The sequence below is a fragment of the Nocardioides thalensis genome, from assembly GCF_013410655.1.
Taxonomy (GTDB): Bacteria; Actinomycetota; Actinomycetes; order Propionibacteriales; family Nocardioidaceae; genus Nocardioides; species Nocardioides thalensis.
The window spans coordinates 59,563-72,197 of record NZ_JACCFP010000001.1 but is presented as its reverse complement, the minus strand read 5'-3'; the positions used below and the strand labels follow the sequence as shown (position 1 = coordinate 72,197).

The window sequence follows — 12,635 nt, the reverse complement described above, 5'->3', positions numbered from 1 at the left end:
CGGCCGCATCCGGCTCTGTGGAGGGTTTGTGGCCCGTCCCCCTCTACCCCACCCATACGATCGAGTCATGGCCCCCGCCCGCACCGCGGCGTTCTTCGACCTCGACAAGACGATCATCGCCAAGTCGAGCGTGCTGGCCTTCAGCAAGCCGTTCCAGGCGGGCGGCCTGATCTCGCGCCGCTCGGTGCTGCGGTCGGCGTACGCCCAGTTCGTCTTCATGGTCGGCGGCGCCGACCACGACCAGGTCGAGAAGATGCGGCAGTTCATGTCGCAGCTCGTCGCCGGGTGGGACGTCGCCACGGTCCGCGAGATCGTCGCCGAGACCCTGCACCACGTGATGGACCCGCTCGTCTACGACGAGGCGGTCAACCTGATCGAGGGCCACCACCTCGCCGGCCGCGACGTCGTCATCGTGTCGACGTCGGGCAGCGAGGTGGTCGAGCCGATCGGCGCGATGCTCGGCGCCGACCGCGTGGTCGCGACCCGGCTGAAGATCGAGGACGGCCGCTACACAGGAGAGATCGACTACTACGCCTACGCCGAGGAGAAGGCCACCGCGATCCGCGCGCTGGCCGAAGAACAGGGCTACGACCTCGCCGAGTGCTACGGCTACAGCGACTCGATCACCGACCTGCCGATGCTCGAGGCGGTCGGCCACCCGCACGTGGTCAACCCCGACAAGGAGCTGCGCAAGATCGCGGTCGCCAACGAGTGGCCGGTGCTGACGTTCGTGCGCCCGGTGGCCCTGAAGAGCCGGCTCCCGCTGCCGCCGGCGAAGCCGACGCTGGCCGCGCTCGCGGTCGGCGGCGTGGTCGCGGTGGGCGCCGCGGTGTGGGTCGGCGTACGACGCCGCACCATCGCCTGAGGACATGTCCCGACGATCCACGTTCCTCCGGTGCGCCCGAAAAGACAACCCTTGAAGGTGCCCGCCGAGGGGCGTACAAAGGAGTGCAAGAACTCCAAAGTCAACACGTGACCCGGGTACCCACGCGGCGATCTACCCTTCCTAACAGGGCGCTGGCCGACCGGGAGAATCCCGGGGCAGCACTAGTCGATGCACGCCTGGTAGCCCACGGTTCACGTGTCAGCGGTGGCATCCGAGAGACCTTCGTGACTCGGGTGCCACCAGCATATTTACGGCAAGGTGGATCCATGACCATCGCCGACCCGGTGCTCCCCGCGCCGCCCGACCATCCGGTGGGCGGCCTGACGGCGGCGCGCGAGATCACCCGCAACCAGATCGACTTCTTCACGTCCACGGTGACGCCCGAGTCCGACGTCGTCCGGGTCGTGCTCGGGGCCGGGCCGCTGTCCAAGCACCTCTACGTCTGTCACAGCCCGACGGCGGTCGAGGAGGTGCTCTCCGCGAAGACGTTCGCCCACTACAGCAAGGAAGGGCAGCGCTTCTACCAGCAGATCCAGGTCGCGCTGGGCGACGGGATCCTCACCGCCTGGGGCGACGAGTGGCTGCGGCAGAAGCGGTTCATCCAGCCCGTCTTCACCCGAACCCGGGTCGAGTCCTACACCGACGAGATGGTCGATGCCGCCGACGAGCTCGTCGACCGATGGCGCGACGGCGGCACCGTCGACCTCGGCGCCGGCCTCACCCACCTCACGCTCCGGGTCGTCACGCGGGCGCTCTTCGGCACCGACGCCGGCCCGCTGGAGGCGGCGGTCGCGCGCTGGTTCCCGGCGCTCAACCGGTCGATCGTCACCCGGGTCGCGCTGCCGGTGCCGGTCCCGCTCGCCGTGCCGTTCAAGTTCAACCGCGAGTTCAAGGGCGCGCGCGACGCGCTCCAGCAGGTCTGCTCCGACCTGATCGCGCGGCGCCGTACGGCCGGCGCCGGAGGCGACGACCTCGCCTCGCTGCTCATCGCGGCTCGCGACGGCGACGCGCACATGACCGACGAGGAGGTGCGCGACCAGGTCCTGATCTTCCTGCTCGCCGGGCACGAGACCACGTCGACGGCGCTGACGTTCACGCTGCACCTGCTCGGGCGGCACCCCGAGGCCCAGGAGCGCGTGCGGGCCGAGGTCGCGGACGTGCTCGGCGACGCGCGGCCCACGGCGGCGAGCCTGCAGGCGCTGCCCTACACGACGGCGGTGCTCAAGGAGGCGATGCGGCTCTATCCGTCCGCTCCGTTCACGGGCCGCCTCACGGCCGAGGACAGCAACATCGGCGGGTACGCCGTACCGGCCGGATCCGACGTCGTGCTCTCGGTGTGGACCATCCACCGCCGGCCCGACCTGTGGCCCGACCCGCTGGCGTTCGACCCGGACCGGTTCCTGGGCGACGAGCGCCGCAACCGCTACGCGTGGGTCCCGTTCGGCGCGGGGCCGCGCGCGTGCATCGGCCAGCACTTCTCGATGCTCGAGTCGGCCGCGACGCTCACGCAGCTGGTGCGGGCGTTCGACTTCTCCGCCCCGGCCGGCACCTCCGACCACCTGCCGGTCGGGTCGGGCATCACGCTCTACCCGCTCGAGCCCGTCCTCAGCGAGGTCACGCCGCGCGGCTGAGCTACTCGGCGTCGCGACGGAGCGGGCTCGCCTCCGCGGCCGCGGCGTACGCCTCGGCGGCGTACAGCAGCCACGAGTGGATGCCCGCCGGCTTGCCGGAGCCGAAGCCACGGAGGTTGGACTCGTACTCCGCGCGCAGCGCCAGGTGGGCGGCCTCGGGCACCACGAGCGACTTCTCGTCGACGCCTTTCGCGACCAGCACCAGTCGCTCGGCGGCCCGCGCCACGATCCCGTTGTGCGAGGGGAAGGGCGCGGCCGTCGCGAGCTCGGCGTGGACGAGGGCGGCGACGCCGAGGGCCGGCGCCTCCGTCGGCGAGGTCAGCAGCTGGGCGAGATCGCGCACCCGCTGCGCCGCCTCGCCGTCGCGCGGGCGGCCGAGCCGCTCCTCGGGCAGGGAGCCCGCGGCGGCCAGCGCGTGGATGCGGGCCAGGGCCTGGAGCGGGGCGCGGCGCAGCACCGGCACGAGCGCGAGCAGCTCGGTGGACACCCGCACCGCGTCGGCGGCGATCTCGTCGCCGGCCCCTGCGCGCACCTCGGCCAGGCTCGACGCGGAGCCCTCGAGCACCGCGGAGGCGTGCGCCCCGCGCAGCAGCGACTCGGCGGTCGTCTCCGGCGACGTACGGCGCAGCCCGCGATCGCGGAGCACGACGTCGATGCCGTCACGGGCCGACGCGAGGGCCGACGGCACGCCTTCCAGCGACACCAACCACGACAGCGGGTCCATGCTCACCGACGGAACGTTACCGAGCGGCTACCGTGAACCTGCGATGCCTACCGACGACACCAGCCCGACCGCACCGACCCCCGCCCTGTCCTTCGGGAGCGTGGTCGACGCCTACGAGCGCGGACGTCCGGGCTATCCGCTCGACGCCGTCCGCTGGCTGACCGGCGACGACCCGCTGTCGATCCTCGAGCTCGGCGCGGGCACCGGCAAGCTGACCGCGGCGCTCGTCGAGCTGGGCCACGACGTGCACGCCACCGATCCCGACCCGGCGATGCTCGACCGGCTCGCTCAGAACGTGCCGGTCGCCCGGCTCTCCCAGACCTCGGCCGAGGACATCCCCGCCGCCGACGCGTCCTACGACCTGGTGATCGCGGGCCAGTCCTACCACTGGTTCGACAAGGACAAGGCGCTGCCCGAGATCGCCCGCGTGCTCAAGCGCGGCGGCAGCCTCTCCCTGGTCTGGAACACCCGCGACGAGCGGATCCCGTGGGTCAAGCGCTTCGGGCGGATCATCGGCCGGCAGGACACCGTCGGCGGCGGTATCGACGATGCGCTCGAGTCGTCGCCCTACTTCGGCCCGGTCGAGTCCGAGTCGTTCAAGCAGTGGCAGGTCGTCGACCGCGAGTCGATCCGCCACCTCGTGCTGTCCCGCTCCAACGTCGCCACCCTCCAGCCGGAGGAGCGCGAGGCCAAGCTCCGCGAGGTGCTCGCCTTCTACGACGACTACGGCCGCGGCATGGACGGCATGCAGCTGCCCTACGTCGTGGAGTGCTACCGCGCCGTGGTCGGCATCCGGCCGAAGACCGAGGCCCGTACGCCGGCCGCGGCCGACCCGGCGCCCGACGGCAGCGACGTCGAGGCACCCGCCCTCGACGGCCCGGCCGCCGAGGTGCCGTACGGCGAGGACACCGTCGCGATCACCGAGCCGCCGACCGACGACGACTCCGGCGTGCTGCTCATCGACTTCCGCTGATCCGCATCCTTAGCCGCTGGCGCGGCTGGCTCGCGCGCTCGCGGCCAGCCCTTCGGGCTCGTTCCTCGCCCGGTGCTGTCGCTCGCTTACTCGCCTAGAGTTCGCCCATGGTGCGCTGGCTGCGCCGGTGGCGTCCGGGCCACCTCGGGACCGAGGCCGATCGGGCGACCTTCCGCGCCCTGCACCAGGCGTCGCTCGCCTCACCGGCCCTCCGCGAGGGGCTGACCACCGACAGCGCGGAGCGGGCGATCAAGCACCTGCGCACCCTGCTCGGCACGCCCGCGCTGGCGCTCACCGACACCGCGACCACGCTCGCCTGGGACGGCCTCGGCAACCACCACCTCGACCAGTCGGCCGCGCTGGCGGCCGCCCTCGTCAGCGGTGACACGGCGCAGAGCGGCACCACCCGCACCGTCGACCGCGACCAGCTGCCGTGCTCGGTGCCGAGCTGCCCGGTGCGCACCGCCGTGGTCAGCCCGCTCGTCGTCGAGGACCGCGTCGTCGGCACGGTGCAGGCCTACGCGACCGACGCGACCGCGGGCCTGGTGCGGGCGACCGACGAGGTGGCGCAGTGGGTGTCCGGCCAGCTCGAGCTCGCCGAGCTCGACGCCAGCCGCCGGCGGCTGATGGAGGCCGAGGTCCGCGCGCTGCGGGCCCAGATCAGCCCGCACTTCGTCTACAACTCCCTCGGCGCGATCGCCAGCTTCGTCCGCACCGACCCCGACCGGGCCCGCGAGCTGCTGCTGGAGTTCGCCGACTTCACCCGCTACTCGTTCCGCCGGCACGGCGAGTTCACGACCCTCGCCGACGAGCTGCGCTCCATCGAGCGCTACCTCCTGCTCGAGCAGGCGCGTTTCGGCGACCGGCTCCGCGTCACGCTCAACGTCGCGCCCGAGGTGCTCCCGGTCGCCGTACCGTTCCTCTGCATCCAGCCGCTCGTCGAGAACGCCGTCCGCCACGGCCTCGAGTCCGCCCCCGGCCGCTCCGGCCACCTGCGGATCGCGGCGTTCGACCGCGGCCACGAGTGCGTCGTCGAGGTCGAGGACGACGGCGTCGGCGAGGACCCCGAGGTCGTACGGCGCGCGCTGGCCGGCGACAAGGGGATGGACTCCGTCGGGCTCGGAAACGTGGACTCCCGGCTGCGTGCGACCTTCGGCGACGACTACGGTCTCGTCGTGGAGACGGCACCGGGCGCGGGGACGAGGGTCGTCGTACGCGTGCCCAAGTTCGCCCCCGGCGTCTCGGTCGGGACGCCGGCATGACCGGCGACAACCGGCCGCTGCGGGTGCTCGTCGTCGACGACGAGCAGCCGGCGCTCGACGAGCTCGCCTACCTCCTCGACCGGGACGACCGGGTCGGCGAGGTCATCCCGTGCACGTCGGCTACAGAGGGCCTGCGGCTGCTGCGCGAGAAGGACGTCGACTGCGTGCTGCTCGACATCCAGATGCCCGGACTCAACGGGCTCGAGCTGGCCGAGGTGCTCGGCAACTTCAAGGAGCCGCCGCCCGTGGTCTTCGTGACCGCGCACGAGGAGCACGCCGTCGAGGCGTTCGACCTCCACGCCGTCGACTACGTGCTCAAGCCGGTGCGCGCGGAGCGGCTCGCGGAGGCGATCCGCCGGGTCGTCCAGGGCAGCGACCGCCGGCCGCCGCCGGCGGACACCCAGATCGCCGTCGAGCGCGGCGGCGTCACCCGCTTCGTCGACCGCGGCGACATCTCCCACGTCGAGGCGCAGGGCGACTACGCCCGGCTGCACACCGCGAGCGGCGAGTCCTACCTGGTGCGAATCCCGCTCTCCACGCTCGAGGACGACTGGCGCCCCGCCGGCTTCCATCGCATCCACCGGTCACTGCTCGTCGCGCTGGCGCACGTCACCGAGGTGCGCACCGAGGCCGGGCGCACCAGCGTGGTCGTGGCGGGCACCGAGCTGCCTGTCAGCCGGCGCCACAGCCGCGAGCTTCGCGACGTGCTCGTTCGGCGCGCGCGGAGCGGCTCGTCGTGAGCGAGGACCGGCCGCAGCGGGTGCGGGTGACCGGGCCGCCGCGGCGGACGGCGGCCCGGCCGCGCGACCGGCTGGGTGACGTCCACGAGCAGACCCCGCTCGGCGGCGTCTACCTGCAGTCCCTGCTGCGCGAGCAGCTGTTCCTCGCGCTGCGGATGCTGCTGCTCGTGGCGGTCACCGTCGGCGGGATCCCGCTCCTGTTCCGGCTGGTGCCCGACCTCGGCGACCTGCACCCGTTCGGGCTCCCGCTGGCCTGGGTGCTGCTCGGCGGTGCGGTCTACCCGTTCCTGCTCTTCCTCGGCTGGCGCTACGTCCGGCTCGTCGAGCGCAACGAGCGCGACTTCGCCGACCTCCTGGTCGACGTCCCGGACCGGGAGCCCGACGCATGAGCACCGACTCCGTGCCCGGTGTGATCGCGGTCCTCCTGGTCACCGCGGTCACGCTCGGCATCGGCACCTGGGGGCTGCGGTTCTCCCGCACCACGAGCGACTTCTTCGTCGCGTCCCGCACCGTCAACCCGCGGCTCAACGCGTCCGCCATCGGCGGGGAGTACCTCTCCGCCGCCTCGTTCCTCGGCGTCGCCGGCCTGCTGCTCGTGGGCGGCGCGGAGATGCTCTGGTATCCCGTCGGCTGGACCGCCGGCTACCTCGTCCTGCTGGTCCTCGTCGCCGCCCCCCTGCGCCGGTCCGGCGCCTACACGCTCCCCGACTTCGCCGAGGCACGGCTCGGGTCCGCGGTGGCCCGGTCGGCGTGCTCGCTCCTCGTCGTCGGCGTCGGCTGGCTCTACCTGCTGCCTCAGTTCGAGGGCGCCGGCATCACGCTCGAGGCGACGATCGGCGCACCCGAGTGGGCGGGACCGGTCATCGTCGGCACCGTCGTGCTCGTCAACGTCGCGTCGGGAGGGATGCGGTCGATCACGTTCGTCCAGGCCTTCCAGTACTGGCTGAAGCTGACCGCGCTGCTCGTCCCCGCGATGGTGCTGCTCGCGGTCTGGTGGGACGACGGCCGGCCGGCCGGCACCGCGTCCGGCGGCTGGTCGGTCCCGGTCGCGGGCGACGGCTCGATCGGCCTCTACACGACGTACTCGCTGATCCTCGCCACGTTCCTCGGCACCATGGGGCTGCCGCACGTGGTCGTGCGGTTCTACACCAACCCCGACGGCCACGGCGCGCGCCGTACGACGCTCGTGGTGCTCGCCCTGCTCGGCCTCTTCTACCTCTGGCCGCCGGTGTACGCCGGGCTCGGCCGCATCTACGGCGAGGAGCTCGTGCGCGACAACCGGTCGGAGGTCGTGGTCCTCGAGCTGCCCCGACTGATGCTGTCGGGTGCCGGCGGAGAGATCCTGACCGGGCTGGTGACCGCCGGCGCGTTCGCGGCGTTCCTGTCGACCGCGTCGGGGCTGGCGATCGCCGTCTCCGGCGTGCTGACCCAGGACGTCACGCCGCGGCTGCTGCCCGCCAAGGGTGCGGGCGTCAGCGCATGGCGGCTGTCGGCCGTGGTCGCGGTCGTGATCCCGGTGGCGGTGTCGCTCGCGGTGCCGAACCTCGGCGTGGCGGTGTCGGTGGGTCTGGCCTTCGCGGTCGCCGCCTCGACGTTCTGCCCCCTGCTGGTGCTCGGCATCTGGTGGCACGGCCTGACCGACGCCGGCGCGATCGCCGGGCTCGGCGCGGGCGGCCTCGGCGCGGGAGGCGCCGCGGTGCTCACGCTCGCCGGGGTGCACCCCGACGGGTGGATCGGCGCGCTCCTCGCCCAGCCTGCGGCGTGGAGCATCCCGCTGGCGTTCGCGGTGATGGTGGTGGTCTCGCGGCTCACCGCGAGCAGGGCGCCCGCCCACGCCCGTCGCTTCCTCGTGCGGCTGCACACGCCGGAGGCGCTGGAGATGGAGCGGCGCTGAGCACGGAGGCGATCCGTGCCGGTCGCATCCGTACGCTCGAAGCATGACCACCGCCCCTCCCGGCACCGGCCTCCTCCGTGCGCAGTTCGCGACCGAGCTCGAGGAGCTGGCCGCGCCCTGGCAGGCGGAGGAGCCGCCGGCGCCGCGGCTGCTGGTCCTCAACGAGCCGCTGGCCGAGGAGCTCGGCCTCGACCCGGAGTGGTTGCGGACCGAGGCCGGCGTCGGGCTGCTGACGGGCAACCGGCTCCCGCCCGACGCGAAGCCGGTGGCGCAGGCCTACGCCGGCCACCAGTTCGGCGGGTTCGCCCGGCTCGGCGACGGCCGCGCGCTCCTCCTCGGCGAGCTGACCGGTCGGGACGGCAGGCTGCACGACCTCCACCTGAAGGGCTCGGGACGGACGCCGTTCGCCCGCGGCGGCGACGGCCGGGCCGCGGTGGGCCCGATGCTCCGCGAGTACGTCGTCAGCGAGGCCATGCACGCGCTGGGCATCCCGACGACCCGCTCGCTGGCCGTGGTCGCGACCGGCCGGCACGTCCAGCGCGAGACAGCCCTCCCCGGCGCGGTGCTGGCCCGGGTCGCCGGCAGCCACCTCCGGGTGGGGACGTTCCAGCTGGTGCGGGCGACCCGCGACGACGCCCTGCTGCGCCGGCTCGCCGACCACGCGATCGCGCGCCACCACCCGGCGGCGGCCGGCGATCCGGAGCCCTACGTCGCGCTCTACCGCTCGGTGGTCGCCGCGCAGGCCGACCTCGTCGCCCGCTGGATGCTGGTCGGCTTCGTCCACGGCGTCATGAACACCGACAACATGACGATCTCCGGCGAGACGATCGACTACGGGCCGTGCGCGTTCCTGGGCGCCTTCGACCCCGCCACCGTCTTCAGCTCGATCGACCACGGCGGCCGCTACTCCTACGGCAACCAGCCGCTGGCCGCCGAGTGGAACCTGGCCAGGTTCGGCGAGGCGCTGCTCCCCCTCCTGCACCCGGACCTTGAGCGCGCGGTCGCGATCGCGACCGAGGTGCTCGGCGAGTTCCGGCCGGCGTACGGCGCCGCGTGGTCGGCGGGCATGCGCGCCAAGCTCGGGCTGGCCCGGGCGGACGCGCCGGCCGCCGACGGCCTGGTCGACGAGCTGCTGCCGCTGCTCCAGGCCAGCCACGTCGACCACACCGCGTTCTGGCGGCGCCTGGGCTCCGCCGCGCGCGGCGAGTCCGAGCCGGTGCGCGGGATGTTCCTCGACCTCGCTGCGATCGACGACTGGCTCGCCCGCTGGCGCGCACATCACCCCGACGCCGACGCCATGGCCGCGGTGAACCCGCACTACGTCCCCGCCAACCACCTGGTCGAGGAGGCGCTGGCGGCCGCCGTCGCCGACGACCTGGCCCCGCTCGGGCGGCTCCTGGACGCGGTGACACGGCCCTTCACGCCGCGGCCCGGACTGGAGCGGTACGCCGAGCCGGCACCCGACGACTTCGGGCGCTACCAGACGTTCTGCGGCACCTGACCCTCCCCGATCGAGCGCTGCCCGGTAGGGAGGTGGCGCCGAAAAGGTGGGGACATCACCCAATGTCCCCGGCGGCGCCTTAGGGCGAGTCTTCCGGCACCAGGTCCCATCGGGGGACCGTTGCTCCCAGGAGGAAGACCATGTTCATCAACACCGCCACGCTGATCCGCAGCACCTTCGTCGCCGTCACCACGACGGCGCTCGTCGCCGCTGCCACCACCGCTGCGCACGCCGAGGAGTTCCACGGCGGGTCCGGCGTCGACCGCTTCGAGGGCGGATCCGAGGACGACTGGGTCTACGGCTATGGCAGCGGCGACGCATTCGGCGGCAACGACGGCTGGGACCACCTGTTCGGGCACGTCGGCAACGACACGCTGTGGGGCGACGCCGGCAACGACGACCTCTACGGAGGGGCGGGTCGCGACAACCTCCAGCCGGGCTACGGCAACGACATCGTGCTCGGCGCCCGCGGCGCGGACGATGTCTACATCTTCGCCGACGGTGAGCCCGACCTGATCAAGTGCGGCCGCGGCACCGACACCGTTCACTACTCGGACCTCGACGACAACGACGTGTTCCGCAGCTGCGAGGAATGGGACCTGCTCTGAGTCCTCGAGCGGCTCCGGTCGGCACGCGGCAACGCACCGGAGCCCCCGCCGATCGGCGAGGGCTCCGGTGCGAGCGTGCGCTCAGTACGACGTCTGCGACTGGACGTTCAACTCGTCCATGCGCACCTTCAGGGCGGGGGCGACGCGCGGGTCGTTGACCTTGAACACGTCGAAGCCCTTCTGGATGTCGCTGGAGTAGATGTGGCCGTTGTACCAATACGCCGACCACGAGCCACCCACGATCAGCCGCTCGGTCGAGAGCGGACCGCGGTCGAAGTAGGCGATCTCCTTCGGGTTGGCGGAGTCGGTGAAGTCCCACACCGAGATGCCGCCCTGGTACCACGCCTGCACCATGATGTCGCGGCCCTTGACCGGGATCAGCGAGCCGTTGTGGGCGACGCAGTTCTCGGTGTTGGCCTGGGTCCGCGGGATCTTGAAGTAGGAGCGGAACTCCAGCTGCCCGTCGACGATGTCGTAGATGGCGTCGGCGCCCTTGGTCTGACCGATCGTCGGGTTGCAGGTCGGGCCACTGCCGCCGCCGAGCTCGTCGGTGAAGACGACCTTGGTGGCGGCGTTGTTGAACGTGGCCGAGTGCCAGAACGCGAAGTTCTCGGTGTCGCGGACCCACTCGGTGACCGCGGGGTTCTCGCGGTCGGAGATGTCGATCAGCACGCCGTCACCCATGCACGCACCCGCCATGACGTCCTTGGCCGCGTAGGCCGTCAGGTCGTGGCAGCCCACGGTCTCGCGGGAGTAGTTGCCCGCCGGGTTGCCGCCGGCGATGTCGCCCTCGGCAGGGAACAGCACCGGCTCGTTGACGACCGCCGCCTCCTCCGGCGACGACAGAGGCACCTTCACCACGCTGATCAGGTCGTGGGGCGGCTGGCAGTCGGGGTGCTTCGGGTTCGGCGCGTACGACGACACGTACGCGTAGACGGCGCGGCCGTCCTTCGACGGGGCCAGCGTGTGCGTGTGCGACCCACACTTGGTCTCGACCGCGGAGACGTACTCCGGGGCGGTCGGGTCGCTGATGTCGAAGACCCGGATGCCCTCCCACGACTCCTTGATCTCCGCGGACTGCGGCACGTTGTCGCACGTCTCGTTGCTGCGGCTGGAGTCGACGCTGAGCACCAGCAGGTCGCCGTACACCGAGATGTCGTTCTGCGAGCCGGGGCAGAGCACCTGGGTGACCATCCGCGGCTTGTGCGGCTTGGTGATGTCGAAGACCGCGAGTCCGTTGTAGTTGCCCTGGAACGCGTAGTCGCCCTGGAACGCGAGGTCGGAGTTGAACGCCGCCTCGGGCGCGAACGGTCCCGACTTGGGGATGTTCGCGATCAGCTCGATGTTGGGGCTCTTCTCGATCTCGCCCGGCGCCAGCGTCGCCGCGCTGTCGTCGAGGGCCGCGAAGTCCTGGCCGGGCAGGCACGCGTCTGCGAAGTTGTCACCGGCTCGCTCGGCCGCGCGCTTCTGCAGGCCGGGCGGACACGCTGACGCGTTCTGGTCGCTCTTGTCGCCGTGGTCGTCGTCGTGCGCGACGGCGGGCAGCGTTGCTGAGAGTCCGAGGGCCAGCACACCCAGCGTGGTGACGCCGAGGCTGCGCAGGCGCAGCGGGACAGGGATCGCCATGTTCACTCCCGAGAAAGGTTGGATGGAGAAAACCGCTTGATGACTCTCGCCTAAGGTGGAGTTTCCGCACAACCCCCTTTCGAGGAGCTTCTCGGTGTCTCGTTCCCGCTCGTCGTCCCCTGCCCTCCTCGCCCTCGCGTCCACGGTCTGCGCCCTGTCGCTGGTGCTCGGCGGATGCACGGACCCCGAGGCAGAGCGCGACGAGCCCCAGGCGGACAGCTCGTCCCCGAAGGTCATCCAGCCCGGGGCGCCCGGCGAGGATGCCTCCACGGTCGGGGCCGACGAGACCGTCGATCAGGGCGGTGCCGCCCACGACGACGTGGCCTTCATGCAGATGATGATCCCCCACCACGCGCAGGCGCTCGCCATGTCGAAGCTCGCGCCCAGCAGGGCATCCTCGCCGGAGGTGAAGGCCATGGCCCGCCGGATCCTCGCCGCGCAGCGCCCGGAGATCATCACCATGGCCGCGTGGCTCACCGACCGCGGCGTCGCCGTACCGAAGGCCACCGACGACCCGGCCGACTACGACCACGGCGAGCACGGTCACGACACCATGCACGGCATGCTGACCGCTGCGCAGATGCGCGAACTGCGCGCAGCGAGCGGTCGCGAGTTCGACCGCCTGTTCCTGACCGGGATGATCCAGCACCACGAGGGCGCGATCGCCATGGCCGACGCCGTCGCGACCGGCGGCACCGACGTCCAGGTCACCGAGATCGCCAACGACATCGTCATCGGTCAGGGCGCCGAGATCGGCCGGATGCGGGAGCTGCTTCGGGGGCTCTGACCA

At 72.2% G+C, this 12,635-nt stretch carries 12 protein-coding genes; 10 read left to right on the top strand and 2 right to left on the bottom strand.

The annotated features are described in order from the left end of the window. Positions 1–67 precede the first annotated feature (67 nt). Together HNR19_RS00320 and HNR19_RS00315 are read left to right on the top strand one after the other, a co-directional pair. On the top strand, positions 68–865 hold the full coding sequence (locus HNR19_RS00320) for an HAD family hydrolase (RefSeq protein ID WP_179666023.1): 798 nt from the start codon (positions 68–70) through the stop codon (positions 863–865). A gap of 287 nt (positions 866–1,152) precedes the next feature. Further along, positions 1,153–2,517: a cytochrome P450 gene (locus HNR19_RS00315; RefSeq protein ID WP_179666022.1), complete on the top strand. Its 1,365-nt coding sequence runs from the start codon at positions 1,153–1,155 to the stop codon at positions 2,515–2,517. Position 2,518: 1 nt separating this feature from the next. Here HNR19_RS00315 and HNR19_RS00310 read toward each other — a convergent pair whose 3' ends face one another. Next, positions 2,519–3,241 carry a Fic family protein gene (locus HNR19_RS00310; RefSeq protein ID WP_218910354.1) on the bottom strand — a complete coding sequence of 241 codons (723 nt, stop codon included), beginning with the start codon at positions 3,239–3,241 and terminating at the stop codon, positions 2,519–2,521. A 43-nt stretch (positions 3,242–3,284) separates the two neighbouring features. Between HNR19_RS00310 and HNR19_RS00305 the strand changes: the two genes are divergently transcribed. The 7 genes from HNR19_RS00305 (at position 3,285) to HNR19_RS00275 (ending at position 10,219) form a co-directional block, all read left to right on the top strand. Next, the gene (locus tag HNR19_RS00305) at positions 3,285–4,214 is read left to right on the top strand and encodes a class I SAM-dependent methyltransferase (protein ID WP_179666020.1); all 930 of its coding nucleotides are present in this window, start codon (positions 3,285–3,287) and stop codon (positions 4,212–4,214) included. 107 nt (positions 4,215–4,321) lie between these two features. Continuing rightward, on the top strand, positions 4,322–5,476 hold the full coding sequence (locus HNR19_RS00300) for a sensor histidine kinase (protein ID WP_179666019.1): 1,155 nt from the start codon (positions 4,322–4,324) through the stop codon (positions 5,474–5,476). Next, entirely contained in the window at positions 5,473–6,216 is a 744-nt protein-coding gene (locus tag HNR19_RS00295) for a LytR/AlgR family response regulator transcription factor (protein ID WP_179666018.1), read from the top strand. The genes HNR19_RS00300 and HNR19_RS00295 overlap by 4 nt, the downstream gene beginning before the upstream one ends. Next, on the top strand, positions 6,213–6,605 hold the full coding sequence (locus HNR19_RS00290; protein ID WP_179666017.1) for a hypothetical protein: 393 nt from the start codon (positions 6,213–6,215) through the stop codon (positions 6,603–6,605). The genes HNR19_RS00295 and HNR19_RS00290 overlap by 4 nt, the downstream gene beginning before the upstream one ends. Continuing rightward, complete coding sequence (locus HNR19_RS00285) at positions 6,602–8,110, top strand: sodium/solute symporter (protein WP_179666016.1); 1,509 nt, start codon at positions 6,602–6,604, stop codon at positions 8,108–8,110. Before HNR19_RS00290 ends, HNR19_RS00285 begins: the two co-directional genes overlap by 4 nt. 43 nt (positions 8,111–8,153) lie before the next feature. Further along, positions 8,154–9,611, top strand: coding sequence for a protein adenylyltransferase SelO (locus HNR19_RS00280; RefSeq protein WP_179666015.1), 1,458 nt, complete (start codon positions 8,154–8,156; stop codon positions 9,609–9,611). Positions 9,612–9,751: 140 nt separating this feature from the next. Beyond that, the gene (locus tag HNR19_RS00275; RefSeq protein ID WP_179666014.1) at positions 9,752–10,219 is read left to right on the top strand and encodes a calcium-binding protein; all 468 of its coding nucleotides are present in this window, start codon (positions 9,752–9,754) and stop codon (positions 10,217–10,219) included. 81 nt (positions 10,220–10,300) lie between these two features. On the opposite strand, the gene HNR19_RS00270 is transcribed toward HNR19_RS00275, so the two are convergent. Beyond that, positions 10,301–11,845 (bottom strand): LVIVD repeat-containing protein, encoded by a 1,545-nt coding sequence (locus tag HNR19_RS00270; protein WP_179666013.1) that lies wholly within the window; start codon positions 11,843–11,845, stop codon positions 10,301–10,303. A gap of 94 nt (positions 11,846–11,939) precedes the next feature. Between HNR19_RS00270 and HNR19_RS22425 the strand changes: the two genes are divergently transcribed. Beyond that, on the top strand, positions 11,940–12,632 hold the full coding sequence (locus HNR19_RS22425) for a DUF305 domain-containing protein (protein WP_179666012.1): 693 nt from the start codon (positions 11,940–11,942) through the stop codon (positions 12,630–12,632). Positions 12,633–12,635: the final 3 nt, after the last annotated feature.